Here is a 25,606-nt window from a genome sequence, read left to right as displayed (position 1 = left end):
CAAGCGGAATGAACGTATGAACTGGGAAGTCGTCATCGGTCTCGAAACGCACGTGCAACTGTCCACGGCGTCCAAGATCTTCTCGGGCAGCAGCACCCGCTTCGGGGCCCCGGCCAACATGCAAGCCAATGCCGTGGACCTGGCGCTGCCGGGCACGCTGCCGGTCATGAACCGGGGCGCGGTCGAACGCGCCATCAAGCTGGGCCTGGCGCTGGGCTCGCACATCGCGCCGCGCTCGATCTTCGCGCGCAAGAACTACTTCTATCCCGACCTGCCCAAGAACTACCAGATCAGCCAGTACGAGATCCCGGTCGTGCAGGGCGGCTCGCTCACCTTCTTCGTGGGCGAGCGGGAAATGACCATCAACCTGACCCGGGCCCACCTGGAAGAAGACGCGGGCAAGTCGCTGCACGACGACTTCGCCGGCCCCCACGGCGAAAAGTCCACCGGCATCGACCTGAACCGCGCCGGCACCCCGCTGTTGGAAGTCGTGTCCGAGCCCGAGATGCGTTCTGCCGAGGAAGCCGTGGCCTACGCCAAGGCGCTGCACGCGCTGGTGGTCTGGCTGGGCATCTGCGACGGCAACATGCAGGAAGGCTCGTTCCGCATCGACGCCAACGTGTCCGTGCGCCCCGTGGGCCAGAAGGAATTCGGCACCCGCACCGAGACCAAGAACGTCAACTCGTTCCGCTTCCTCGAACGCGCCATCCAATACGAAGTGCGGCGCCAGATCGAACTGATCGAGGACGGTGGCAAGGTGGTGCAGGAAACCCGCCTGTACGACCCCGACCGCGACGAGACCCGCAGCATGCGGTCCAAGGAAGACGCGCACGACTACCGCTATTTCCCGGATCCCGACCTGCCGCCGCTGGTCATCGCGCCGGACTGGATCGAGCGCGTGCGCGCCGACATGCCCGAGCTGCCCGCCGCCAAGCGCGCCCGCTTCGAAGCCGACTACGGCCTGCCCGCCTACGACGCCGCCCAGCTCACCGGCAGCCGCGATACCGCCGACTTCTTCGAGGCCACCGCCAAGGCGCTGCCCGCCGGCCAGGCCAAGCTGGCCGCCAACTGGATCATGGGCGAGCTGGCCGCCGCCCTGAACCGCGAGGAAATGGACATCGCCCGGAGCCCCGTCTCCAGCGCCCAGCTGGGCAAGCTGCTGGCGCGCATCGCCGACGGCACGATCTCGAACAAGATCGCCCGCGACGTGTTCGCCGCCATCTGGCAGGGCGAGAACGGCGGCGACGCCGATGCCATCATCGAAGCGCGCGGCCTCAAGCAGATCAGCGATACCGGCGCCATCGGCAAGATGATCGACGACGTGCTGGCCGCCAACCCCGCGATCGTGGCCGAATACCGCGCCGGCAAGGAAAAGGCCTTCAACTCGCTGGTCGGCCAGGTGATGAAGGCCGCCAAGGGCAAGGCCAACCCGCAGCAGGTCAACGAACTGCTGAAACAGAAGCTGGCCTAGGACCCGTCCTCCGCCCGGCGCGTCACCCGGCGCGCTGGTGCCGGTACTCCTGCGTCGCGCCGCCGTAGCCGTAGGCGGCGGCGCGCGCATCGATCACGTGTACGTACGAGCATTCGTGCACGCCTCCCAACAGCTCCTTGAATGCCGCGTAGACCTCGCGGATGAAGCGCGCCTTCTCGGCCTTGGTATTGGTCTCGTCGGTCACGCTGATGTCCAGGTGAAAGGCATTGGCCCCTTGCTCCTCCAGCGATCGGCCGCCGATGAACCACTGGTCCTTCGGGACGTACTGGACCGCGACGGCGATGACCCGCTCTTCCTTGCCCAGGATGGATTGGGTCAGCCGGGTGGCCGCCTGGACGGCTTCCCGGGTCAGGGCCGCCTCGGGCTGGCCGGAAAGATGGATGACGATGTGTGGCATGACAGACTCCTCGTGCAATGGACGAGGCCAGTCTAGGGCGGCCTTTGACATTTGAAAAACGGGATTTTAGGATCTTATCCATCAAACTTTCCGATGGATAGGCATGGACGGCTTCGAGTTCGACCAATTGCGCACCCTGGCCGCCGTGGCCGACGCCGGCAGCCTGACGGCAGCCGCGCCGCGCCTCTTCCTGTCGCAATCGGCCGTCAGCGAACAGATTCGCAAGCTCGAGGACAAGGCCGGCCAGCGCCTGCTGGTGCGCGCCAAGCGCGGCGTCACCCTGACCCCCGCCGGCGACCGCCTGTTGGCCCATGCCCGGCGCCTGCTGGCCTTGAACGAAGAAGCCTACCGCGACCTGCGCGGCGTACCCCTGCTGGGCGAACTGCGCCTGGCCGTCACCGATTACTTCCGCCCGGGAGACATCGCGCCCCTGCTGCGCCGGCTGGGCCAGAACCATCCCGGGGTGCGCCTGCACGTGGCCATCCTGAAAAGCGGCGTCATCGAACAGGCCTATGCGCGCGGCGAGTTCGACGTGGCGATCTCGATGCGCATCGAATCCCGGGGCGCAGGTGGCCGCCGCCCGCCCGCCGGGCTGCGCCTGCGGCGCGAACCGCTGTGCTGGACGGCGGCCGACGGCGCACCGCCGGCGTTCAGCCGTACCGCCCCGCTGCCGCTGGTGGCCCTGCCGGACACCTGCGCCCTGCACCAATACACCGTCGGCCTGCTGGATCGCGCCAAGGTACCCTACCTGCTCGCGCACGTGGCATCGGGCGTGGCCGGCATGCAGCAGGCCGTGGCGGCGGGACTGGGCATCGCCTGCCTGAACGCCTCGTCGCTGGGGCCCGGCATGGCGCGGCTGGCTCCCGGCCGGCGGTTGCCCGCGCTGCCCGACGCCACCTTCCACCTGCTGCCTCCACGCCAGGGCGAGAGCGCCTTCGTCGCCCAGGCTCGCGAGGCCCTGGGCGCGCAATTCTCGCAACCGGTGTACAACAAGACCCTTTCCTTCCCGCTTGCCGCTCCATGACATTGCGCGAACTCTGGCTGATCCGCCACGGACAAAGCACGGCCAACGCCGGGGCGGCCACTTCCGAGGTAGGCTCCAGCCCGCTGACGGCGCTGGGCCGCGAACAGGCCCTGCTTGCCGCCCGCCAGGTCGACCGGCGCCCCGATCTGCTGATCGTCTCGCCCTTCCTGCGGGCGCAGGAAACCGCCGCGCCCATCCTGGAAAAATGGCCCGCCACCCCGATGGAGATCTGGCCCATCCAGGAATTCACCTACCTGTCGGCCCTCAAGTGCGCGGGGCTGAACGTGCACGAGCGCCGGCCCCTGGCCGACGCCTACTGGCGGCGCGCCGACCCCGACTATCGCGACGGCGACGACGCCGAATCGTTTTCCGAGTTCGCAGGCCGCCTGCGCGCCTTCGACGAGCGCGTGCGCACGCTGCGCGGCTTCGTCGTCGCGGTCGGCCACGGCCAGTTCTTCCACGCTTACCAGCTCGCGCTCGCGCTGGGGCTGGAAACCACGCCGCCCTGGATGCGGCGCTTCCGCGAGACGGACCTGGCGTCGCCCATCGAGAATGGGCAGGTCGTGCGGGTGGATCTCGCCGACCGGGCACTCGAAGGATAGAGCGCACTCGCCATTTTGATGACCTGCCACCCGCGACACCAGTCCCTTCGAAGCCGCGGGGCTGACCGTCATCAATCCTTGGAAGTAGCGCCACCATGGCGGCCGAGATCGGGTGTACCGCGATTGGCCGGATTTCCTGGATAGTCCATCCAGTCCCCGGGGGCTGATCGGATCGGCCCACGCTCCTAAGCTGGAACCCTCGTTTCCATCGCACAGGAGTTTTCCATGGCAGACCATTCGATACGCGGCAAGGTCGCGCTGATCGCCGGCGGCGCGAAGAATCTCGGCGGACTGATCGCGCGCGACCTGGCCGCGCAGGGCGCCAAGGCCGTCATCGTCCACTACAACAGCCCGGCGTCCAAGGCGGACGCGGACGCCACCGTGGCCGCGGTCCGCGCCGCGGGCGCCGAGTCGGCGGCCCTGCAGGCCGACCTGACGACGGCCGGTGCGGTGGAAAAACTGTTCGCCGATGCCATCGCCGTGGCCGGACGGCCGGACATCGCCATCAACACCGTGGGCAAGGTGCTGAAGAAGCCCATCGTCGACATCAGCGAAGCCGAGTACGACGAGATGTCGGCGGTCAACGCCAAGTCGGCGTTCTTCTTCCTGAAGGAAGCTGGCCGCCATGTGAACGACAACGGCAAGATCGTGACGCTGGTGACCTCGCTGCTGGGCGCGTTCACGCCGTTCTACGCGGCCTACGAAGGCACCAAGGCGCCGGTGGAGCACTTCACCCGCGCGGCGGCCAAGGAGTTCGGCCAGCGCGGCATCTCGGTGACCGCGGTCGGCCCGGGCCCGATGGACACGCCCTTCTTCTATCCCGCCGAGCAGGCCGAGGCGGTGGCCTACCACAAGACCGCGGCGGCCCTGTCGCCATTCTCGAAGACCGGGCTGACCGACATCCAGGACGTGGTCCCGTTCATCCGCCACCTTGTCAGCGACGGCTGGTGGATCACGGGCCAGACCATCCTCATCAACGGCGGCTACACCACCAAATAGCGGCATCCTGCTCTATGCTTGGGGCATGGATCGCTTCGACCAGTATCGCGTTTTCGTCCAGGTAGCGGAGATGGGCAGCTTCATCAAGGCGGCCCACGCGCTGGAGCTGCCGCGCGCCTCGGTGTCGGCGGCCGTCCAGCAATTGGAGGCACAGGTCGGCGCGCGCCTGCTCCATCGCACGACCCGGCGCGTGTCGCTGACCGCCGACGGCCAGCAGTTGATCGAACGCATACGGCCGCTGCTGGCCGAGGTCGAGGACATCGACCAGTTGTTCCACGCGCGCGAAAAACAGGTGGCCGGGCGGCTGACCGTGGACGTGCCCAGCCGCATCGCGCGCCGCCTGGTCGTGCCCGCGCTGCCCGGCCTGCTGCAGCGCCATCCCCGCCTGCAACTGCTGCTGCGCTCGGGCGACCGCGCCATCGACCTCGTGCGCGAAGGCGTGGACTGCGCGGTGCGCATCGGCGCCCTGCACGACAGCAGCCTGGTCGTTCGTCCGCTGGGCGACATCGCGCTGATCAATTGCGCCAGCCCCGCATACCTGCGCCAGCACGGCGAACCCCGCCATCCCGACGAACTGGCCGATGGCCATTGGGCCGTGGGCTATGCCTCGGCCACCACGGGCCGCGAAACGGCGTGGGAATACCTGGACGCCGCCGGCGAACCGCGGAGCCGGGACGTGCCCAGCCAGGTGGTGGTGAACAATGCCGAGAACTACATCGCCTGCTGCCGGATGGGCCTGGGGCTGATCCAGATCCCGCGTTTCGACGTGCGGCATCTGCTCGATGCCGGCGAACTGGTCGAGGTCATGCCCGGCCTGCGCCCCGCGCCCATGCCGGTCTCCCTGCTGTATCCCCACCGCCGGCAGCGGTCGCGCCGGCTGGCCATGTTCGTGGAATGGTTCGAGGCCCTGATGCGGCCGCACCTGGACGCCTGAGGCCGCCGGAGATTCTTCCCGGTTCTCGGGAGATAAGTTTCTTTCATTATGGCGGCGGCGCGCATCGCGCCCACAATGTGCCGGCACACACCAAGGAGCCGCGCATGACCATCGAACGCCTGAACGAAAACGCCCACATGAGCAAGATCGTGATCCACGACAACCTCGTCTACATGTCGGGGCAGGTCGCGGACGATCCCTCGCAGGACTTCGACGGCCAGTTGCGCCAGATCCTGGCCAAGCTCGACGCCCAGCTCGAAGGCATAGGCCTGGACCGCAAGCACATCCTGAGCGCCATGGTCTGGATCGACGACTACAAGAAATGGCCCAGGCTCAACGAGATCTGGGACCAGTGGGTGATTCCCGGCCACAAGCCGGTGCGCTCCTGCGTCGAGGCCAAGCTGGCCTTTCCCGAATACGAGGTCGAGATCGCCGTGACCGCGGCGCGCAAGCCGTAGGCCAACGCCCATCCGGGCACACGAGGCGCATCATGATCCCGACCCTTATCCGGCGAGCCTGGCTCGCTCTTCTGTTCGCGGTGGCGGCTACGGTTCAAGCAGCTGGGCTATGACCCGTTCACCGACCTCGCGCCGGTGGCCAAGCTGCCGACCTGGGAACTGGGGCTGGTCGTGCCGGCCTCGTCCCCGGTGCGCAGCCTGCAGGACTTCCTGGCCTGGGCCAAGGCCCATCCCACGGCGGCCTTCTACGGCACGCCGTCGGCCGGCAGCATCCAGCATTTCCTGGGCGTCTCGCTGTCGCAGACCACCGGCGTGCGGATGGAACACATCGGATACAAGGGCGCCGCCGAGGTCATCACCGCGCTGGTCGGCGCGCAGATCCCGGCGGCGATTCTGAACATCGGCGAGATGCTGAACCTGCAGCAGGCCGGCAAGGTCCGCATCCTGGCCACCTTCGGCTCGCAGCGGGCGGCCGAGCTGCCAGACGTGCCCACCGCGGCGGAACTGGGCCTGCGGATGGATACGGCCCAGGGCTGGGGCGGCATCTATGCGCCGGCGCGCACGCCGGATGCCCGCATCGCCCGGCTCAACGCGGCCATCGTCCGCGCCTTGAAAGAGCCCGACGTGCGCGCGAAGCTGGCCCAGATGGGCATGACCCCGGTGGACAGCACGCCCCGCCAACTGGACGAACAAGGCCGCCGCGAGCTCGAACAATGGCGCCAGGCAGTCCAGGCCTCGGGCTTCAGTGCTGATTAGAGGTTCCCCCCTACGCGCTTCGCGCGCCCCCCAGGGGGCGATGCGGGTGGACCGGCGGAGCCGGATCCACCGCATCCTGGGTTGAGTAGCGTCTGCCGCATGCGACGGATCGCTATGGATAGAGCTCCCCCCTACGCGCTTCGCGCGCCCCCCAGGGGGCGATGCGGGTGGACCGGCGGAGCCGGATCCACCGCATCCTGGGTTGAGTAGCGTCTGTCGCATGCGACGGATCGCTCATGGATGGATGGAATGAGGAAGCAACGATGTTTTCTTTGACTACCCGCTTGGTGCATGGCGCGCCGACCGGCTGTTTGCAGACCGCCCGGGGCTGCTATCCGATCGCGGCATCGGCCCGGGCGCTTGGGATGGACGCGATGCCGGACAGCATCATCGGCCTGTTCCGCGACTGGGCCGCCCACCAGCCGGGGCTGGCGCGCATCGCAGGCGCCGAAGGCGAGCTGCGCGCGCTGGCCGTGCCGGCCGACGCCCCCGAGCTGGCGCCGCTGCAATATCCCGGCAAGGTCCTGTGCGCCGGCGCCAACTACTACGACCACCTGGCCGAGATGAAGGTACCGGACGCGCACGACAAATCCGCGCAGCGGCTGTTCTTTTTCTTCAAGCCGGCGCGGCAGGCGGTGGTGGGTCCCGGCGCCACCGTGCGCATTCCGCGCGGCTGCCGGTCCTTCGACTGGGAGATCGAACTGGCGCTGGTGATCGGCCGCGAGGCCCGCGCGATCGCTGCCGGGGACTGGCGCGAGCACGTCGCGGCCTATTGCGTGGCGATCGATTTTTCCGCCCGCGACCTGAACCGCGCGCCCGAGACCTTCTACAAATTCGACTGGGTCGCGGGCAAGGCGCATGACACCAGTTGCCCGCTCGGCCCGCTGGTGCCGGCCGCCTTCGTTGCCGACCCGCACGACCTGGCCATGCGCCTGGACGTCAACGGCGACGTCCGGCAGGATGCGCGCACCTCGGGCATGATCTTCGACATCGGCGAGCAACTGGCGACGCTGTCGCGCATCATGACGCTGGAACCCGGCGACGTGGTGCTGACCGGCACCCCGGCGGGCGTGGGCGCCGCGCGCCGCAGCTTTCTTGCCGCGGGCGACGTGGTCAGCGCCCGGATCGAGTCCCTCGGCGCCCTGCGGGTGGAGATCCAGCCGCCGCCTGCCTGACGGGACGCTGGCGGGCCGCGGCTTCCCGCGCCCGCGCCTCCAGCCCCGCGATCTCGTGCACCACGTCCAGGAAATGGCCGACCGCCGGCGAGACCGGACGATGGGCATGGGTGATGACGCCCACGGGCGGAATCGTCAACGGCAGCGCGAAGGGCAGGATGGCGAACAGCCCCTGGTCGCGGTAGTGGGCCGCCACGCGCCCCGGCACGACGGCCAGCATGGCCGACTTCTGGATCACGGCCTGGCTGAGCAGCAGCGACGCGGTCTCCACGCGCGGCCGGGGCACGGGCACGCCGGCCTTCACGAACATCTGCTCGAACTGGGGCCGCATGGGCGCGAACTCGGTGGGCAGTATCCACTGCGACGCGGCCAGCTCGGGCAGGTCCAGGCGCCGTCGGCGCGCCCAGGGATGGCCGCTGCGCACGACCACGCAGACGGGCTCGTCATACAACAGCTCGCTTCGGAACGCCGGATCCTGGGTGGCCGCGGTCAGGCGGCCCAGCACCACGTCCAGTTCCTGGCGCGCCAGCGCCGGCAGCAGCACTTCGTTGCTGCCTTCGGTGGCCAGCACCACCACGTCCGGCCAGCGCTCGTGCAGCCGGTCCAGCGCCGTGCCCAGCAGCACCGACACCGCCGCCGGAAACACGCCCACCCGCACGCGGCCATGCGCGCCTTCGCGTATCAGCTGGACCTCGGTCAAGGAATCGCCCACGCTGCGCAGGATGCTGCGGGCCCACCGTATGGCCGCGTCACCACCCGGCGTGGGCCGCAACCCGCTGGACGAACGGGTGAACAACTGCGTGCCGTAGATGTCCTCGGCATCGCGCAGCAGCTTGCTGGCGGCGGGCTGCGTCATGCTGAGCCGCGCCGCGGCCTTGTGGATGCTGCCCGTGTTGTCCAGCACGTCGAGCAGTTCCAGGTGCCGCAGCCGCAACCGGCCCCGCACGCGGTTGTCCAGCCGGATGTCCATGTTGCTCCCCCCGTCCCTCGTGCGCGGCCCGGCGGGCGCGTTCATGGCTCTTCCCCGTACACGGTGTCGCACCAGGACGCCGATGCGCCCAGCGCCGCCGACAGCCTGCGGCCATGGACCATCAGCAGGTCCCGATGCCCCGCGCCCTCCGGTTCCACCCGCTGCGCCAGGCCGGACAGCGTCAGCGCCCCCGCGAACGCGTCCTGGTCGCCGAACACCGGCACCGACCATGACGTGACGAACTGGTGGTAGAGGCCGCTCGAATGCGTGGGCAGGTCGTCGGGCAGCGCGATCCGCCGGTCGCCCACGACCCAGACATGGAAGACCTGGCCGGTCGCGCTGTCGTCGAAAGGCAGCAGGCTGCCGGCCGTGAGCTGGTCATGCATGCCCTCGTTCGGCTGGATGCGGAACAGGCACAGGCGCTGGCCTTCGCTGGCCACGTAGTAGGACGCGGTTTCCCCGCTTGCCCGCGACAACTCGCGCAACTGCGGCACGACGATGTCGGCCAGGCGGAAACTGCGCTCGCACACCCTGCCCAGGTACAGCACCCGCGGGCCCAGCGAATAGCGGCCGTCGGCATGGCGCACCACGTAGCGCGTGCGCACCAGCGAATTCAGCAGACGATAGATGGTGGTCTTGTGCAGCGGCAGGCGCGCGGCGAAATCGGCCAGGCTGAGACGGTCGGCGTCCAGCCGGAAACAGTCCAGGACGGCCATGGCCCGCTCCACGGCGGTCACGCCTTCGTTGCTCATGCGGCTTTCCTTGATGCAGGTTCGGCATCGTACCGATCAATCGTTGTATAGCGTACAACAAAATTGTATGGATTAAAGTCCCATCGAGCGGCCCGGCCCGTGCCGCAGTTCTTCCCAGGAGTTCGCATGACATCCGCCTTCGACCATCCCGACTGGCTGGCCTCCTCCCTGCTGGCCGACGTCGGCGCCTACGCGCTGTCCGCGCGCATCAAGCCGCTGGATTCGGCCTGGCGGCTCTGGGGTCCGGCCCTGCCGGTGTCCGTCCCTCCCGGCGACAACCTTGCCATCCACCATGCGCTGACCCTCTGCCGGGCCGGCGAGGTGCTGGTGATCGATGCCCAGGCCTATCTGGAACGCGCCGTCATGGGCGGCATCATGACCACCCAGTCCAAGGCCGCCGGCCTGGCCGGCGTCGTCATCGACGGCGCCATCCGCGACAGCCTGGAACTGGCCGGACTGGGCCTGCCCGTCTTCGCGGCGGGAACGCACCCGGCGGGCCCCTCGAAGAAGGGCGACGGCAGCGTGCTGCACCCCATCGTCTGCGCCGGCGCCCCCGTGCGCGCCGGCGACTGGATCCACGGCGACTGCGACGGCGTCGTGGTCGTGCCGCTGGAACGCAAGGACGAACTGCTGGCCGCCGCGCACGCGAAGTACCTGCGCGAGCAGGAACGCATGGCCGCCATCGCCCGCGGCGATCTCAAGCCCGCCTGGCTGGACGCGGACCTGGCCCGCGCCGCCATCGCGGTGGGCCCCCGTTAGCGCGCATGCCGCGCGCCTATCCCATAACGAACCGGAGACGACTCATGTATCGACGCCCCCTCCTGGCCGGCGCCCTCGCGGCCCTGGCCCTGTGCGCCGCGCCCACCGCCGGCGCGCAATCCTATCCCGCCAAGTCCCTGCGCTTCGTCGTGCCGTTCGCCGCGGGCGGCCCGGCCGACGTGGTCGCGCGCGAAGTCGCGACCAGACTCGGCCAGCAACTGGGCCAGACCATCGTGGTGGAAAACATGGGCGGCGGCCACGGCGTCCCGGCCATGAACGCCGTCGGCCGCGCGGCCCCCGACGGCTATACGCTGCTGATGGCGGCCTCGGGCAACGTCACCATCCAGCCCCTGACCATGCGCAGCAGCGCCGAGGCGATGAAGCGCCTGGTGCCGGTCGGCATGGTGTCCAGCAGCCCCCACGTGCTGGTGGCGACGACGAAGATTCCCGTCACCAACGTGCAGGAACTGATCGACTACGCCCGCCGGCATCCCGGCAAGGTGAACTTCGGCTCGGCCGGCACCGGGGGCGTGGCGCACCTGGGCATGGAACTCTTCAAGGCGCTGAGCCGCACCCAGATCGAGCACATCCCCTACAAGGGCACCTCGCAGGTCATGGTGGACCTGGCCTCGGGCGAGGTCCAGGCCCTGTTCAGCAGCATGCCTTCGCTGAAGGCGCTGATCGACAAGGGTTCGATCCGGGCGCTGGGGCTGACGGCTCCCAGCAAGGCGTCGGACACCGCCAGCCTGCCATTGATCTCGGCCACGCTGCCCGGCATGGAATACACCACCTGGTACGGCCTGTACGCGCCCACGGGCACGCCGCAGCCCGTCATCGACAAGCTCAATGCCGAACTGCGCAAGACGCTGACCGACCCCGCGCTGGTCGCCCGCATGCGGGAACAGAGCGTGGACCTGATCGCCAGCACTCCTGCCGAACTGGACGCCCGCACCAAGCAGGACACCGAGAAATGGGGCCGGCTGATCAAGGAAGAGAACCTGAAGATCGACTGAGCTCCCCCGGCTTCCCCCCGACGCCCGCGACCGGCTTGCCCGGTTCCGGGCGTTTTTTGCCCTCTTTTATAAATCAAAACATAAATGATAGTGAGAATTAATCTTGATTAAAATCTGTATTTGCTCAAGAATCTCGGCTTCGTTCGTCTACGCCCTAGCGGCCCGGTTGGTTTCATGTCCCGTCCGTCCTCCCCACGCTCCACGCCGTCCCGGCTGCGCCGGGCGCTCCATCTCGCGCTGAGCGCGCCCCTGGCCACGGCCGCCGTCGCCGTGGCGCAGGAGGCCCACACCCTGGCCCCCGTCGTCGTCACCGGCACCCGCACCGAAAAGACGCTGGACGACACCCCCATCCGCACCGAAGTCGTCACCCGCGAGGAAATCGAGCGCACCCACGCCCGTACGCTGACCCAGGCGCTGGAGAACATCCCCGGCCTGCAGTTGCGGGAGATCCACGGCAAGTCGGGCTACGAGTTGTCGCTGCAGGGCCTGAGCAGCGACCAGGTGCTGGTGCTGATCGACGGCCTGCCGATCTCGGCCAGCACCGGCTCCACGGTGGACCTGAGCCAGTACCTGCTGACCGACGTCGACCACATCGAGGTGGTCAAGGGCGCCACCTCGGCGCAATACGGCAGCTCGGCCATGGGCGGCGTCATCAACGTCATCACCCGCCCCGCGCAGCCCGGCCTGTCGGGCACGGCCACGCTGGATGCCGGCAGCTACGGCAGCCAGAACAGCAAGGGCGGCTCGTGGCGGCCGGCCAACCGGCACGGCCAGTTCTCCATCCAGGGCGGCAACGAACAACTGCGCGGCCGCATCGCGGCCGACGTGCTGGACGACGACGGCTTCGGCATCAACCCCGACGCCTGGAGCCGCCAGGGCGACGAGATCCGCCGCCAGCAGTATTCGGCGCGCGTGGACTGGCTGCCCGGTGCCCGCCAGCGCTACTTCGTGGACGGCAGCATCTACCGCGAGGACGACACCCAGCGCTACACCACCTTCGTGCCGCCCAATCTGCTGCCGCAGCGCAAGACCGAAACCATCGAACGCAAGCGCCTCACCGGCGGCGGCCAGTGGGAACTGGGCAACGGCACCAGGCTGCAATTGAAGGGCGTGGGCGAACGCTACGACAGCACTTCCCAGGCCTACTCCAACGAATTCGCGACCACGCGCCGCACCGCCAGGCAGGAAATGGGGCACCTGACCGCGCAGGTGGACCTGCCGGCCTGGCGCAACCAATTGTGGCAATTCGGCGCCGACTACCACTACGAAGACCTCAAGCAGGACAACAACGGCGTTTCCGAATTCGTGCGCAGCGGCTCGGTCGACCGTTCCAGCAAGGAAGTCTTCGCCCAGAACGACATCATCTTCAACGACACCTGGGAACTGCTGCTGGGCGCCCGCTACCAGGACGACTCCGACTTCGGCGGCCACTTCGCGCCCAAGGCCAGCCTGCGCGGCAAGCTGCTCAACACCCAGGACTGGAGCGGCGTGCTGCGGGCAAGTTTCGGCCAGGGCTATCGCGTGCCCAACCTGAAGGAACGCTACTACCTGTTCGACCACAGCGCCCTGGGCTACATGGTGCTGGGCAATCCCGACCTGAAGCCCGAGGCGTCCAACAGCTTCCAGCTGGGCGGCACCCTGACCTTCCGCCAGGACGTCACGTTCGAGGTCAATGCCTTCATGAACCGGGTGAAGGACCTGATCCAGACGGACATGAGCAACACCACCATCATCGATGGCGTCACGGCCTACACCTACCGCAACATCGCGCGCGCCCGCACCCAGGGCATCGAGACCGGCCTGCGCTGGCAGGCCACGCCCGCCCTGGCGCTGAACGTCGGCTACACCTTCACCGACGCCAAGAACCTGGACACCGGCGGCGAACTGACCCGGCGGCCGCGCCACATCGGCCGTATCGGCGCCGACTGGCGCGCCCTGCCCGACACCACGGTATCCGTGCGCACCCGCATCCAGAGCAGCGAACTGATCTCGTCCGACGACGTCGCGCAGTCCAACGGCGGCTCGGGCGGCGGCGGCCGCTCGCCGGGCTGGACCACGCTGGACCTGATGGTCAACCAGAAGATCGGCCGCCAGCTCACGGTGTTCGCCGGCATCAACAACCTGTTCGACCGCCAGCGCGACTTCTCCAACCCAACCGATTTCGGCCCGCTGCGAGGCCGCTTCGTCTACGTCGGGGCGCGCTACGCCTTCGGCTCGACCCAATAACCTTTTCCTAGGGGGGAACCCACCATGCAATCCAGATCCTTGTTCACGCTCGGCGCCCTGTGCGCCGCCCTGGCGCTCGCGGGCTGCGGCGGCGGTGGCGACGGCGGCAACAATGGCGGCGGGGACGGCGGCGGCACGACGCCCACGCCCACCAACAAGTTCACGCAAAGCGGCGAATGGACATTCACGCTGCCCGCGGCCGGCGCCTCGGTCTGCTATGACTTCGACACCAAGGCGGCCGTCGCCAGCTGCTCCGGCAATACCTGGGACCTGAAACTGACCAGCAGCGGCCTGACCGGCACGCTGTGGACCAACAGCGGCACCAGCGGAACCGGATCGGGCGGCGCCTTCGGCGGACCGTTCGAACACACCTGGACCGAACTGAAGACCTATCAAAGCGCCACGACGGACCCCGCCAGCGGCGCGGCCCTTCCCGCCACCGTCTACGCCGCGGATGCCGCGGCCAGCGTGTTCACCGGCACCAACGACATCCGCGCCGCCGCGTTCGAATACGGGGTGACCGGCAGCTCCACCGACCACAGTCTCTACCCCAACTTCCGCGTCTTCCTGATCACCGCCAACAGCGCCGCGGTGGTCGGATCGACCACCACGCCGGTCACCACCGGCGATGGCGTGTTCGCCCTGCAGGTCACCGGCTACTATGGCGGCCCGGGCGGCACGACCTCCGGCCACATCTCGTTCCGCTGGGTCACCCGGACAGCCGCCCCCGTCATCCAGACCGCCACGGTCGACGCCACCAGCGGCTGGGTCTACTACGACCTGGTCAACAAACGTACCGTGGACGAGAGCGGCGCATGGCACATCGCCTTCAACCGCTACAACGTCAAGCTGAACGGCGGATCCTCGGGCACCGGCACCGTCGCCGGCTTCCTCGGCAAGACCCCGGCCGGCTTCTACGACTCCACCGGCAAGCCCATTGCCGCCAAGTTCACCAGCACGACCAGCATCTCGGACACCGAAGCCGAACTGACCGCCGCCGACCTGGCCACCCCGGCCCGGACCTCCGCGTGGGTCAAGGACAGCAACTCGTCGGCACTGAACCCCGCCGTGCAAGGCTCCTACCCCAATCCGCTGAGCTATGGCTGGTACACCTACTACCCCACCGCGGCCGCCGCCAAGAACGCCGGGCTGCCGGAAGTCGCCCACATCATCAGCGCCAACCCGGCCAACGGCACCTTGATCCGCAACGGCGAAGGCAGCAGCTACACGCGCCTGCACCTGACCGGCATCAGCTACGCCGATCCGCAGGACGCCAACAGCACCCAGACGTGGACCTTCGCCTACGATCTCCAGCCAGCCGCTGACTGATTAATTTTGGAGCGGTTGTACCTTCACCGCTGTCCCACGGGACAGCGGTTTTTTTTCGTCGCGAAAGCGCCATGCACGTGAAATTCAACATGACATTCTTGGCATAGGAAGAACGAGTCCAGCCGTCAAGATACCTCTCTCTTTTCCGTAGAGACTGCAAAGCCTATCGAGCCACGCCAGCGCCTCGAAGCGGCAGAGCCCGGCGATCACCCCGGCCTCCATCAATAACCTTCTAGGTTAAAATTCTTGTGGAAAAGAGAACCCCTCATTGCAAGCTGTCTTGGGTCAGAGCGCTAATCCAAGCAGGGCAGGTTCGGACAACAGCCTCGGCACTCGCGGGTGGTGCCTCGCTGGGCCTGGACTTCGACGGAATAATCAATGTAATCACGGCACTGACGCCCCAGGATTTCCATAAAGCATGACTACACATGCCAACCATCGCATCTGGCAAGACGTTTACCGGCCCAAGACGGCGGTTGGTCAGGTCTACCTGAAATTGACGATCATTCAGGACGTTCTCATTGTGTCCTTCAAGGAACTGTGATCATGCGATGCCCCATTTGCGCAGCGGCCAAGCTGGTACATGACACCCGCGACCTTTCATACAGCTACAAGGGAGAAACCACTTCCATCCCGGCTGTAAGTGGCGACTATTGTCCAGCCTGCGGGGAGAGCGTGCTTGATACCGTCGAATCGGAACGCGTGAGCGCAGCCATGCTGACGTTCAATCGCCAGGTCAATGCAAAGTGGGTTGATCCCGATTTCATAGCCAACGTGCGCAAGAAGCTGGCGCTTGACCAACGCGAAGCAGCCGAGATTTTCGGCGGCGGCGTCAACGCTTTCTCGCGCTACGAGACCGGCAAGACCAAACCTCCGCTGGCGCTGATCAAACTGCTCAAGGTACTGAACCGCCATCCCGAGTTGCTGGACGAGGTCAGGGCTGTTTAGGAAGCCGAATAGCCCCCCAGCCGACCGCCCGTCTGATAATATTTCCCGCGCCGTCGCAAGCCTCTCCCCACCCTCCCACCCACCGGAGAAACCCTCATGCGTAAGCTCATCGGCCTGTTGAGCCTCGTCCTGCTGTTGGCTGCATGTTCCGAAAAAAGCGGCGACAAGGAGATCAAGGTAGCGGTATCGCCAGCCTCCCCGCCCAACCTGTTCGAGGAGAACGGCACCACCAAGGGCCTGGACCTCGATATCTTCGAGAGCTACTGCAAGGCCCGGGGCTGCAAGCTCAAGATCACGGCCTACGACTGGCAGGGCATGCTGGGCGCGGTGGTCAGCAAGCAGGCCGACGTGGCGTTCTCCGGCATCTCCATCACCAAGCAGCGCGAAGAGGTCATGGATTTCTCCAAGCCCTACATGGAGAACACCTGGAACCTGGTCAGCCTGAAGAGCCGCAACATCAAGTTCGACGACCTGGCCGAGATGAAGAAGTACAGCGTCGGCTATCCGCGCGGCATGGCCTACAGCGACTTCATCAAGAACGACCTGACGCCCAAGGGGGTCTACACGCTCGACAAGGTCAAGATGTACCCGTCCTATAACGAGGTGCTGTCCGACCTGCAGAACGGCAACCTGGACCTCGCCTTCCTGGACGGCACCGTGGCCTCGGTCTACCGCAAGAAGCTGCCCATCCAGGACAGCTACGTCTTCACCGGCTTCGACCGCTTCGGCTTCGCCTTCCCCAAAGGCTCCAAGCTGCGCGAGGACTTCGACAACTACATGGCGAACGAACTGAAGCCCGAAGGCGTGCAGGCCATCATCAACAAATGGATGCAGTAGTCGTCCCCCCCGTACGCCCTTCGGGCGCCCCCCAGGGGGCGATGCGGGTGGACCGGCGGAGCCGGATCCACCGCATCCTGGGTCTAGTGCCGCTGTCTTGGGTTGGTGCGGTGGAGCGTTGCCCCATAGGTACGGTATAGCGCGATGGATATCGCGCGGATATTCGGACTGCTGGGGACGGGGGTTGGATATACGGTCCTGGTGACGCTGGCTTGCAGCGCCACCGGCGTGATCGTCGGGCTGGCGATCGCGATCCTGGGTAGGCTGGGGTGGCGGTGGGTGGATGTCCTGCTTGGGGTATTCACCTACGTCTTCCGCGGCATTCCGGTGCTGGTGCTGCTGTTCATCGTGTTCTTCGGGCTGCCCACCATCGGCGTCGGCGTGCCGCCGCTGGTGTCGATGATGCTGAGCCTGGGGCTGATCACCGGCGCCTATCTGGGCGAGGTGTTCCGCGGCGCGCTGGATTCGGTCGAGGCCAGCGAGGTGCTGGCGGCCGAGGCGATGGGCATGAGCCGGGTGCAGATCTTCGCCTACATCGAGCTGCCGCAGATGCTGCGTTTCTCGGTGCCGGGCATGGTCAACGAATTCACCACCGTGCTGAAGTACTCGCCCTTCGGCTACACGGTGGGCATCCCCGAAGTCATGAAACAGGCCATGGCGCTGTCGGCCGCCACGCTGCGCGGCGTGGAGATCTATTTCGCCGTGGGTCTGGTGTACTTCGCGATCTACAAGATACTGGTGACGGCGATCTGGGCGCTGGAGAAGCGCTGCCGCGTGCCGGGCCTGACGGAGCATTGAGAAACGGCCATGGCGCTACTGACAGTCCGTGATCTGAAGATGGCCTACGACGGCCGGACGGTGCTCAACGGCATCGACCTGGACCTGGAGGAGGGCGAACTCAAGGTGGTGATGGGCCCCTCGGGCTGCGGCAAGTCGACCCTGCTGCGCTGCCTGAACCGGCTGGTCACGCCCACTTCCGGACAGATCATCTTCCGGGGCGAGGACGTCACGCGGCCGGATACCGACGTGCGGGCCCTGCGCCAGCGCATCGGCTTCGTGTTCCAGAACTTCGCCCTGTACCGCCACCTGACCGCGCTCGAGAACGTGACGCTGGGCCTGCGCAAGCTGCGCGGCATGGCGACCGCCGCCGCCAACGAACGGGCCATGCACGAGCTGGGCCGCATGAACCTGGCCGAGCACGCGCAGAAATACCCGGCCCAGCTCTCGGGCGGGCAGAAGCAGCGGGTGGCCATCGCGCGGGCGCTGGCGATGGACCCGGCGGTGCTGTTCTTCGACGAGCCCACTTCGGCGCTGGATCCGGTCATGTCGCGCGAGATCATCAACGTCATCAACCAGTTGCGCCGGGACAAGGTGTCGATGCTGTGCGTGACCCACGACCTGGCGCTGGCGCGTGCGGTCCAGGGGCGCGTGCTGTTCCTGGACCAGGGCCAGATCCTGGCCGAGGGCGAAGCGTCGGAACTTTTCGGCGACCATGCCGACCCCCGCATCCGCGCGTTCTTCAACTGAATGGACGGCCTGCTGACCTTCCTCGGGCAAGTCGCGGAGTTCGGGCCGCAGATCCTGCTCGGCCTGGAACACACGCTGTTGCTGGCCGGCATCATCACGGTGACCGGCCTGCTGGGCGGCATCCTGGTGTTCTACCTGACGCTGAGCCCCAGCCGCCTGTGCCGCCGCCTGACCGAAGGCTACATCTCGTTCTTCATCGGCACGCCGCTGATCGCCCTGCTCTTCCTGATGTACTACGGCCTGCCGCAATGGGGGCTGCGCCCCTCGCCGCTAACCGTGGCGATCATCGGCTTCACGATGAACGTGGCGGCCTACAACGCGCGCTATCTGGCCACGGCGTATCGCGGGCTGGACCGGGACGAACTGGAAGCGGCGCGGGCGCAGGGATTCTCGGCGCCGCAGATCTTCCGCCTGATCACGTTGCCGCAGGTGCTGCGGCTGTCGATTCCCGCGCTGTCCAACCAGGTGATCCTGAACCTGAAGGACAGCTCGGTGGCCTTCCTGATCCAGTACACCGAGTTCTTCGCCCAGATCCAGGACATGGCGATTCGCAACTTCCAGTTCTTCAAGGCCTATGTGCTGGCCGGACTGGTCTACCTGGCGCTGGTGTCGGTGATCGTGCTGGCCGCGCGCCAGTTGGAGCGGCGGCTGATCCTGCCGGGGACCCGGCGCTGACCCTCCGGACTATCACAGGCCGTATTGCTTGCCCGGATAGTCCTTCTGTCCCATATCGCGGGCGAGGTCCACGAACGCCCGCATGTATTCGGTCTGTTCGGCCTCGCCATGCCAGTGGACCGCGGCCCAGGACTGAAGGCGCTCCCTCTTGTAGTGGACGGGGATGATCCTGGCATCGCTCCGACGCAGGGTCACCACGGACGACACCAGGGCGATTCCGTGCCCCGCGATGGCCATCTCCACCAGACTGCTGTACGAGCCGCTTTCGAACCGGACATCGGTCAAGCGGTAGCCCCCCCGGCGGCATGCCTGATCGATCAACACCCGGCTTCCGATTCCTCTGATCATCAGCAACAGAGGCTTGTCCTGCAGCTCGGCCAGCTCCAGCGAACGGCGGCGCGCCAAAGGATGGCGGCGATCGACGATGGCGATCAGGTGCATGGGAAACAGCCGCTCTCCCTGCACGCTGTCGGTGGTGGCATAGCGGGTCAAGCCCACGTCCAGTTCGCGCGTCTCCACCTGCGCGATCACGCTTGCCGAATCGACCTCGAAGATCTTCAGCCGAACCTGCGGCCAGCGTTGCGAGTATTCGCGCAACAGGTTGGGCATCATCGTGTCGAACAACATAGGCGTGGCGCCCACCCTCAGCAGCCCCACCGCGCCGTGGGCCATGTCGCGCGCCCGCTCGCTGAACGCCTCGACGTCGCCGAGGATGGCACGCGCCCGGGCGAACAGATCGTGCCCTGCCGGTGTCAACGCAAGGCTGCGGCCCTTGCGGAAAAACAGGGCCACCCCGAGCTCCAGCTCCATGTCGGCGACCTGCCGCGATACCGCGGGCTGGGTCCTGAATAGCCGATTGGCGGCCTGCGTGAAGCTCAGGCATTCCGCCACTTCCGAGAAGACCCGTAGCGACTGAAGGCTGATCTTGGTGTTTTTCATAACATCCATGTTATGCGAAATCGCATTTTTTCTCATTTGACCGGCATATCACGCGGACAACATACTCGCCCCATCAATACCCGCCACATCATCGAGAAGGAGAATCATGGCCGCGTCCACGGTATTCATTGTCGGAGCAGGCCCGGTCGGACTTGCCAGCGCCCTACTGCTCGCCGACGCAGGCATCCCGGTCCATGTTCTGGAACGCAGTCCGGAACAACCCAGGGACATGAGGGCGTCAACCTTTCATCCGCCGACGCTCGACATGCTGACCCGCCTGGGCGTGACCGAGGAGTTGGTCGGCGCCGGTCTGGTGGCGGCCCACACTCAGCAGTGGGACAGGCAAGAGGGTTTGATCGCCGACTTCGATCTCTCGCTGCTCGCCGGCGAAACGCGCCACCCCTTTCGCCTTCAGTGCGAGCAGTGGAAACTGACCGACATGCTTGCGCAGAGACTGTCGGGACATCCTCTGGCCACGATCAGCCTCGGGACGGAAGTCACCGATGTCGACCAGGACGAGGACGGCGTCACGCTGCGTGGCCGCTGCGGCGGCGAAACCGTTTCCCACCGCGGCAGCTATGTCGTGGGCGCCGACGGCGCATGGAGCACCGTACGTCAAAGCGCCGGTATCGCCTTCGAGGGATACACCTATCCCGAACGGTTTCTGTTCATCTCCACCGACTTCGAATATGCGGAGCGGTTCACGGGCATCTCGTATGTCAATTACTTTTCCGACCCCGACGAATGGTGCGTCCTGCTGCGTGTTCCCAGCATGTGGCGGGTACTGTTCCCCGTCGCAACCGACATCGACGACAAGGCGCTGCTGGCCGACGACTCGATAGAAAGCCATCTGCAGCGGCTGGCGACAAGGCCCGCGCCCTACCGGACGATCCACCGGACCATCTATCGCGTCCATCAACGGGTGGCCGCACGGTTCCGGCACGGCCGGATACTGCTGGCGGGAGATGCCGCGCACATCAACAATCCGCTCGGCGGAATGGGGATGAACGGTGGCTTGCACGACGCGTTCAACCTGAGCGACAAGCTCATCGAGGTTCTGCGCGGCGGCGATCCAGCCCTGCTCGACCGCTACGAGCGCCAGCGCCGCTCCATTGCCATCGAATACATCAATGCCGGCACGGCGCAGAACAAGAAACACCTGGAAGAGCGCGACCCCGCCGCACGCCGGCAGCATCTGGACCAATTGCGCAGGACCGCCGCGGATCCCGGCCTGGCCCGGACCTATCTGCGGCAGAGCTCCATGCTCGACGCTTTGCGGCAGGCGGCGGAAATCCACTGAATACAAGGAGGGGAGACATGGACCACCTCGGCTATCGCCTGAAGATGGGCTCGATAGGGCCGTCGACCAACACCATCGTGCAGCCCGACTTCGACGGCATGCGCCCTGCGGGCGTCACCAACCATTACAGCAGGATACGCATTCCCAACGACCCCGTCGCCAGCGACGACGATTTCGTCGCCATGGTCCGCAACATCGAACAAGGAACGCTGGACGCCATCGACGCCCTGAAGAGCTGCGACATGCAATACCTCGCCATGGGGATGTCGGTCGCCACATTCTGGGGCGGCCGATCGGCCGCCGCCGACTATCTTTCCCGGATGACGGCGCATGCCGGCGTGGGTGTCTCCTGCGGCTCCTTCGCCACCGAAGCCGCGCTCAACCGATACGGCGCCAGGAGAATCGCGTTCCTGTCACCGTACTTCCCCGTTGCCAATGAGCACGTGCGTCGTTTCTACCATGACTGCGGCTTCCAGGTCGTGCGCGACATCTGCCTGCGCTGCCCCGGCCCGGTACGGATCGCCCACACCACCGATGCGCAATGCCGCCAAGCCATCCAGGAACTCGACGGAGACGACGTCGATGCAATCGTCCAGGTCGGCACGAACCTGTCCATGGTGAAACTGGCCGGCGCCGCCGAGATCTTTCTCGGCAAGCCCGTCATCGCCATCAATACCGCGACCTACTGGCATGCGCTTCGAGCGGCCGGTATCCAGGACAAGGTCGCCGGCTTCGGCAGTTTGTTGATGGAGCACTGAGTTCCGACACTCAAGGAAATGTCATGACCCCATACAAATTCCGCCGACTTGTCGCCGGACTCACCTTGCTGGCCACCCCCGCCTTCGCGCAATCCAGCGACGACTATCCCTCCAGGCCGATACACATCATCGTTCCGACCGCCGCCGCCGGCAGCATAGATATGCTGGCACGTGCTCTGGGCAAGCACCTGCCTCAGACGCTGGGGCGCCCCGTCATCGTCGAGAATCGCCCCGGGGCCGCCACCAACATCGGCAGCGATCATGTCGCCAAGGCCCCACCGGATGGCTATACGCTGCTGATCAACGGGGCGCCGCTGGCGGCCAATCCCTGGCTGTTCAAGAAATTCCCGTTCAAGCCGACATCGGATCTGGCTCCCGTCATCGAAGTCGGAGAAATCGCGAACGTGATCACCGTCCACCCGCAGGTGCCGGCGAAATCGCTGCCCGAACTCATCGAACTGGTCAGATCGCGGCCGGGCGACTTCAACTACGGTACGACCGGGCTGGGCAGTTCGGGGCATCTTGCCGCCGAACTGCTTGGACAGAAAACCGGCATCCGCCTCACCCATGTCACCTATCGCGGCAATGCCCAGGCGGCGACCGACCATATCGCGGGCATCCTGCAAGTCGGATTCGTCAATCTTCCGGTGGCCCTGCCTTTCATCAAGGACCAGCGCATACGCGCGCTGGCGGTGACATCGTCGAAACGGTCTAAGATGCTGCCGGACGTTCCCACCGTGGCCGAGGCATTGCAGCTGCCGGACTACGAATCGCTCGGATGGTTCGGGCTGTTCGCTCCGACGGGTACGCCGGAAGCCATCGTTGAACGTCTGCACGATGCCGCGCAAAAGGCGCTCGACGACGCGGCGGTATCCTCGTCCATCCGTCAGGCAGGCGCCGAGCCGCTGGGGGGCAGCCGCCAGCAATTGGCGGACCGCCTCGAACGGGAAACGCGAATCGCGAAACAATTAATCGAGTTCGCCGGCGCGGCGAACAGTCAGTAGGCCGGCATGGACGACATCTACACCCGGCAGGGTTTCGGCGCGACCCTCGACGTCCAGCCCCCCATCGGGCTGCTGGTGGTCGACTTCGTCAACGCCTTCGCCGATCCAGCCCTGTTCGGCAGCCTCGCTATCCAACAGGCGATAGCACGCGCTGTCCTGCTGCTACGCGAAGCCCGAATCAGGCGGTGGCCGGTCGCCTACAGCCGCGTCGTGTACGCGAACGACGGCGCGGATGCCAACCTGTTCAGCCAGAAGGTTCCGGGGCTGCTGCGGCTGACCGAACACGCGCCCGAAAGCGCCGTGGTCGACGCACTGGCCCCCATCGCGGGAGAACTGGTGCTGCGCAAGACGACGCCATCCGCTTTCCACTCCACGAACCTGGCGCCCTGGCTGGCGCAGCGTGGCGTCCGGACGTTGCTCGTGACCGGAGCGACGACAAGCGGCTGCGTCCGCGCCAGCGCCCTCGACGCCATGTGCGCGGGTTTCGTCCCGGTTGTCGTTTCGGATTGTGTCGGAGACCGCGCCTGGGGGCCTCATCAGGCAAGCCTGTTCGACCTGCGGCAGAAATACGCCGAAGTCATGTCTCTAGCCGAGCTGATGACCGCGCCAGCGGTGGATCAGGTTCAGATCACCCCGTAGCGCGCTCGGTACGCCAGCACCGCCTCGCGGTGCTGTTCGAATTCCCCGCCCCCGCCGCCCTGCTGGATCATGTCCAGGATGTCGTCCAGCGAGGCGATGCTGACCACCGGGCAGCCGTTGGTGCGCACCACGTCCTGCACCGCCGAGTGCTCGGACAGGGCGTCGTCGGGACCGACCCGCTCCATGCGGTCCAGCGCGATCAGCACGGCGGCCGGCTTGGCCTTGGCGGCCTGGATCAGGCGCACCGATTCGCGCACCGAGGTGCCGGCCGAGATCACGTCGTCGATGATGACCACGCGGCCTTCCAGCGGCGCGCCCACCAGCGAGCCGCCTTCGCCGTGGTCCTTGGCTTCCTTGCGGTTGAACGCGAAGGGCACGTCGCGACCGCGGGCGGCCAGCGCGACCGCGGTGGCGGTGACCAGCGGGATGCCCTTGTAGGCCGGACCGTACAACATGTCGAACTCGACGTCCGAGGCCAGCAGCGCCTGGGCGTAGAACTCGGCCAACCGTCCCACGGCCGCGCCGCTGTTGAACAGTCCGGCGTTGAAGAAGTAGGGACTCAGCCGGCCCGCCTTGGTCGTGAACGCGCCGAATCGCAGCACGCCCAGCTCGGTGGCGAAGCGGACGAAATCGGTACGGAAACGGCTCTCGTCGATCGAGGGCTCGGTGTCGGCGGGACGGGGGGCGGTAGCGGTCTGGGGCACGGCGGTCACGGTACGAAGTCACAACGGCACGGGGGAAGGCCTTCCCCCGGCGGCGCGATGGGCCAGCGTGATTGTAAAACGGCTCGGGGCCCCCGGGCGAATCTACTTCAAAACGTCCCGTAGCCAGGCGGCGCACTTGCCCGCCTCCTCCACCGGCCAGTCCACGGTCAGGGCGGTATCGCCACGGCGCAGCTCGATATGGATACTGCGCCCGGAGCCGCCGCGGCCCCCCAGCAGGCGCGACCACCAGCCGCCATCGGAGACCGAGGCGCGGCTGGCTTCCTGGCCGTTGACCCGTGCGGCCGGGGCGGCAAAGGCCGGCTCCGGGGCGGCCACGGGGGCGGCCGGACTGGCCGCGGCGGCCGCACGGACGGGGGCGCGGGCGGGCGCCGCCTGCGCGGCCGCCTCAGCCGGGCCTCCCGGCGCCTGGGGCTCCCTGCGCGTAATGGTTACCTGGTCCGCGCCGGGAATCTCGCCGCCGGCCAGGCGGGTCGCCAGGTTCTGGCTGAACTCTTCCCACATCCGGTCGGCCTTGGTCTTCATGACGCTCAGGCCGAAGGTGCCCAGCCGGCCCACGACGTCGACCGTGACCTTGGTGCGCAGCTCGGTCTGTCCATCGGGCAGCGCCGTCAGGAAGATCTCGCTCTGCTGCTTCAGCGAACTGGCCACCGAGGAGTCCTCGCCGGTGCCTTCGGCGCGCAGGTATTCGGGGGCGCGCTGCTCGACGATGCGCGTCCTGAGCTTGAACTTGGCGCTGATGAAGCTGATCTTGACGTGGATGACGGCGTTGTACTCGACGTCGCTGACCACCTCGATGGATTTCATCCCGGGCACGCAGCTGGCCATTACCGTGGGATCCAGCAGCATGTCCCAGACCTTGGCGGCCGGGGCCGCCACCGTTAAGACTTTCTCAATTTCCACGCATTTTCTCCGAAGCGTCGAGGATGGACTCGACGATCTGGGCATAGCCCGTGCAGCGGCACAGGTTGCCGTTCAGCCCTTCGCGGACCTCGTCGGCCGTGGGCCGGGGGTTGCGCTCGAGCAGGTGGCAGGCCGTCATCAGCATGCCCGGCGTGCAGTAGCCGCATTGCAGGCCGCCGCATTCCATGAAGCTCTGCTGCAGGGGATGCAGTTCGCCGCCCTTGGCCAGGCCCTCCACCGTCGTGATGCTGCGCCCGTTGGCCTGGACCGCCAGCGACAGGCAGGACTTGACCACCTCGCCGTCCACCAGCACCGAGCAGGCGCCGCAGATGCCGGTCTCGCAGCCGCGCTTGGTGCCGGTCAGGTTCAGGTCGTCCCGCAGGAAATCCGACAGCATGCGGCGCGCGGGGACTTCGGCACTGTGCTTTTCACCGTTGACGGTGACTTCGATCAGGTGCTTGCTCATGA

At 66.8% G+C, this 25,606-nt stretch carries 28 protein-coding genes and 1 pseudogene; 22 read left to right on the top strand and 7 right to left on the bottom strand.

Going from position 1 to position 25,606, the window contains the following annotated elements; translation table 11 throughout:
- Positions 1-16: 16 nt before the first annotated feature.
- Positions 17-1,471 (top strand): Asp-tRNA(Asn)/Glu-tRNA(Gln) amidotransferase subunit GatB, encoded by a 1,455-nt coding sequence (gatB, locus tag N5K27_RS14270; RefSeq protein WP_087838799.1) that lies wholly within the window; start codon positions 17-19, stop codon positions 1,469-1,471.
- Positions 1,472-1,493: 22 nt separating this feature from the next.
- Here the strand turns inward: gatB and N5K27_RS14265 are convergent, their stop codons facing one another.
- Complete coding sequence (locus tag N5K27_RS14265; RefSeq protein ID WP_087838800.1) at positions 1,494-1,889, bottom strand: 4-oxalocrotonate tautomerase family protein; 396 nt, start codon at positions 1,887-1,889, stop codon at positions 1,494-1,496.
- A gap of 103 nt (positions 1,890-1,992) precedes the next feature.
- Between N5K27_RS14265 and N5K27_RS14260 the strand changes: the two genes are divergently transcribed.
- The 7 genes from N5K27_RS14260 to N5K27_RS14230 all read left to right on the top strand — a co-directional run bounded on the left by N5K27_RS14260 (position 1,993) and on the right by N5K27_RS14230 (position 7,837).
- Positions 1,993-2,913: a LysR family transcriptional regulator gene (locus tag N5K27_RS14260; RefSeq protein WP_087838801.1), complete on the top strand. Its 921-nt coding sequence runs from the start codon at positions 1,993-1,995 to the stop codon at positions 2,911-2,913.
- A complete protein-coding gene (locus N5K27_RS14255; RefSeq protein WP_279817206.1) occupies positions 2,910-3,515 on the top strand; it encodes a histidine phosphatase family protein in 606 nt (201 codons plus the stop codon). Before N5K27_RS14260 ends, N5K27_RS14255 begins: the two co-directional genes overlap by 4 nt.
- A gap of 225 nt (positions 3,516-3,740) precedes the next feature.
- On the top strand, positions 3,741-4,514 hold the full coding sequence (locus N5K27_RS14250; protein WP_087838804.1) for an SDR family oxidoreductase: 774 nt from the start codon (positions 3,741-3,743) through the stop codon (positions 4,512-4,514).
- 25 nt (positions 4,515-4,539) lie between these two features.
- Positions 4,540-5,448, top strand: a complete 909-nt coding sequence (locus N5K27_RS14245) for a LysR family transcriptional regulator (RefSeq protein ID WP_087838805.1) — start codon at positions 4,540-4,542, stop codon at positions 5,446-5,448.
- Positions 5,449-5,552: 104 nt separating this feature from the next.
- Positions 5,553-5,906, top strand: coding sequence for a RidA family protein (locus N5K27_RS14240; RefSeq protein WP_087838806.1), 354 nt, complete (start codon positions 5,553-5,555; stop codon positions 5,904-5,906).
- Positions 5,907-6,008: 102 nt separating this feature from the next.
- Positions 6,009-6,662 (top strand): tripartite tricarboxylate transporter substrate-binding protein, encoded by a 654-nt coding sequence (locus N5K27_RS14235; RefSeq protein WP_279817251.1) that lies wholly within the window; start codon positions 6,009-6,011, stop codon positions 6,660-6,662.
- A gap of 263 nt (positions 6,663-6,925) precedes the next feature.
- Positions 6,926-7,837 carry a fumarylacetoacetate hydrolase family protein gene (locus N5K27_RS14230; RefSeq protein ID WP_087838808.1) on the top strand — a complete coding sequence of 304 codons (912 nt, stop codon included), beginning with the start codon at positions 6,926-6,928 and terminating at the stop codon, positions 7,835-7,837.
- On the opposite strand, the gene N5K27_RS14225 is transcribed toward N5K27_RS14230, so the two are convergent.
- A complete protein-coding gene (locus N5K27_RS14225) occupies positions 7,776-8,807 on the bottom strand; it encodes a LysR family transcriptional regulator (protein ID WP_279817205.1) in 1,032 nt (343 codons plus the stop codon). The two genes, N5K27_RS14230 and N5K27_RS14225, sit on opposite strands and share 62 nt — an antisense overlap.
- Positions 8,808-8,848: 41 nt before the next feature.
- On the bottom strand, positions 8,849-9,559 hold the full coding sequence (locus N5K27_RS14220) for a helix-turn-helix domain-containing protein (protein WP_279817204.1): 711 nt from the start codon (positions 9,557-9,559) through the stop codon (positions 8,849-8,851).
- Positions 9,560-9,685: 126 nt separating this feature from the next.
- Between N5K27_RS14220 and N5K27_RS14215 the strand changes: the two genes are divergently transcribed.
- The 10 genes and pseudogenes from N5K27_RS14215 to N5K27_RS14170 all read left to right on the top strand — a co-directional run bounded on the left by N5K27_RS14215 (position 9,686) and on the right by N5K27_RS14170 (position 18,873).
- On the top strand, positions 9,686-10,318 hold the full coding sequence (locus N5K27_RS14215) for an RraA family protein (RefSeq protein WP_279817202.1): 633 nt from the start codon (positions 9,686-9,688) through the stop codon (positions 10,316-10,318).
- Positions 10,319-10,362: 44 nt separating this feature from the next.
- On the top strand, positions 10,363-11,331 hold the full coding sequence (locus tag N5K27_RS14210) for a tripartite tricarboxylate transporter substrate binding protein (RefSeq protein ID WP_130356510.1): 969 nt from the start codon (positions 10,363-10,365) through the stop codon (positions 11,329-11,331).
- A 174-nt stretch (positions 11,332-11,505) separates the two neighbouring features.
- The gene (locus N5K27_RS14205) at positions 11,506-13,557 is read left to right on the top strand and encodes a TonB-dependent receptor (protein ID WP_279817201.1); all 2,052 of its coding nucleotides are present in this window, start codon (positions 11,506-11,508) and stop codon (positions 13,555-13,557) included.
- Between the two features lie 24 nt (positions 13,558-13,581).
- Positions 13,582-14,886 carry an HmuY family protein gene (locus N5K27_RS14200; RefSeq protein WP_279817200.1) on the top strand — a complete coding sequence of 435 codons (1,305 nt, stop codon included), beginning with the start codon at positions 13,582-13,584 and terminating at the stop codon, positions 14,884-14,886.
- Between the two features lie 248 nt (positions 14,887-15,134).
- Positions 15,135-15,430: pseudogene (locus N5K27_RS14195) on the top strand (type II toxin-antitoxin system MqsR family toxin).
- 2 nt (positions 15,431-15,432) lie between these two features.
- On the top strand, positions 15,433-15,834 hold the full coding sequence (locus N5K27_RS14190) for a type II toxin-antitoxin system MqsA family antitoxin (RefSeq protein ID WP_087838815.1): 402 nt from the start codon (positions 15,433-15,435) through the stop codon (positions 15,832-15,834).
- 96 nt (positions 15,835-15,930) lie between these two features.
- Positions 15,931-16,671, top strand: coding sequence for a transporter substrate-binding domain-containing protein (locus N5K27_RS14185; RefSeq protein WP_087838816.1), 741 nt, complete (start codon positions 15,931-15,933; stop codon positions 16,669-16,671).
- 144 nt (positions 16,672-16,815) lie between these two features.
- A complete protein-coding gene (locus tag N5K27_RS14180; RefSeq protein WP_132979720.1) occupies positions 16,816-17,469 on the top strand; it encodes an amino acid ABC transporter permease in 654 nt (217 codons plus the stop codon).
- A 9-nt stretch (positions 17,470-17,478) separates the two neighbouring features.
- Positions 17,479-18,198: an amino acid ABC transporter ATP-binding protein gene (locus N5K27_RS14175; protein ID WP_087838818.1), complete on the top strand. Its 720-nt coding sequence runs from the start codon at positions 17,479-17,481 to the stop codon at positions 18,196-18,198.
- Complete coding sequence (locus tag N5K27_RS14170) at positions 18,199-18,873, top strand: amino acid ABC transporter permease (protein ID WP_087838819.1); 675 nt, start codon at positions 18,199-18,201, stop codon at positions 18,871-18,873. It begins immediately after the preceding gene.
- Between the two features lie 12 nt (positions 18,874-18,885).
- Here the strand turns inward: N5K27_RS14170 and N5K27_RS14165 are convergent, their stop codons facing one another.
- Complete coding sequence (locus tag N5K27_RS14165; RefSeq protein ID WP_165404462.1) at positions 18,886-19,812, bottom strand: LysR family transcriptional regulator; 927 nt, start codon at positions 19,810-19,812, stop codon at positions 18,886-18,888.
- Positions 19,813-19,918: 106 nt separating this feature from the next.
- Here N5K27_RS14165 and N5K27_RS14160 point away from each other — a divergent pair, with 106 nt between their 5' ends.
- From N5K27_RS14160 to N5K27_RS14145, 4 genes are read left to right on the top strand one after another with little or no spacing between them, the layout of a single operon-like run.
- Positions 19,919-21,112: an NAD(P)/FAD-dependent oxidoreductase gene (locus tag N5K27_RS14160; RefSeq protein ID WP_087838821.1), complete on the top strand. Its 1,194-nt coding sequence runs from the start codon at positions 19,919-19,921 to the stop codon at positions 21,110-21,112.
- Between the two features lie 17 nt (positions 21,113-21,129).
- Positions 21,130-21,870 carry an arylmalonate decarboxylase gene (locus N5K27_RS14155; RefSeq protein ID WP_087838822.1) on the top strand — a complete coding sequence of 247 codons (741 nt, stop codon included), beginning with the start codon at positions 21,130-21,132 and terminating at the stop codon, positions 21,868-21,870.
- Positions 21,871-21,893: 23 nt separating this feature from the next.
- A complete protein-coding gene (locus N5K27_RS14150) occupies positions 21,894-22,874 on the top strand; it encodes a tripartite tricarboxylate transporter substrate binding protein (RefSeq protein ID WP_087838823.1) in 981 nt (326 codons plus the stop codon).
- A gap of 6 nt (positions 22,875-22,880) precedes the next feature.
- A complete protein-coding gene (locus N5K27_RS14145) occupies positions 22,881-23,513 on the top strand; it encodes an isochorismatase family protein (RefSeq protein WP_087838824.1) in 633 nt (210 codons plus the stop codon).
- On the opposite strand, the gene pyrE is transcribed toward N5K27_RS14145, so the two are convergent.
- The 3 genes from pyrE to N5K27_RS14130 all read right to left on the bottom strand — a co-directional run bounded on the left by pyrE (position 23,498) and on the right by N5K27_RS14130 (position 25,604).
- The gene (gene pyrE / locus N5K27_RS14140) at positions 23,498-24,169 is read right to left on the bottom strand and encodes an orotate phosphoribosyltransferase (RefSeq protein ID WP_087839095.1); all 672 of its coding nucleotides are present in this window, start codon (positions 24,167-24,169) and stop codon (positions 23,498-23,500) included. The genes N5K27_RS14145 and pyrE overlap by 16 nt on opposite strands.
- A 150-nt stretch (positions 24,170-24,319) precedes the next feature.
- Entirely contained in the window at positions 24,320-25,138 is an 819-nt protein-coding gene (locus tag N5K27_RS14135) for an SRPBCC family protein (protein WP_130356500.1), read from the bottom strand.
- Positions 25,128-25,604, bottom strand: a complete 477-nt coding sequence (locus N5K27_RS14130) for a (2Fe-2S)-binding protein (protein WP_087838826.1) — start codon at positions 25,602-25,604, stop codon at positions 25,128-25,130. The genes N5K27_RS14135 and N5K27_RS14130 overlap by 11 nt, the downstream gene beginning before the upstream one ends.
- Positions 25,605-25,606 lie beyond the last annotated feature (2 nt).

Source organism: Pigmentiphaga sp. GD03639 (assembly GCF_029845405.1).
GTDB classification, from domain to species: Bacteria; Pseudomonadota; Gammaproteobacteria; order Burkholderiales; family Burkholderiaceae_B; genus Pigmentiphaga; species Pigmentiphaga daeguensis.
The sequence above is the reverse complement of the archived record's forward strand: the minus strand, read 5'-3'. Positions and strand labels throughout refer to the sequence as shown.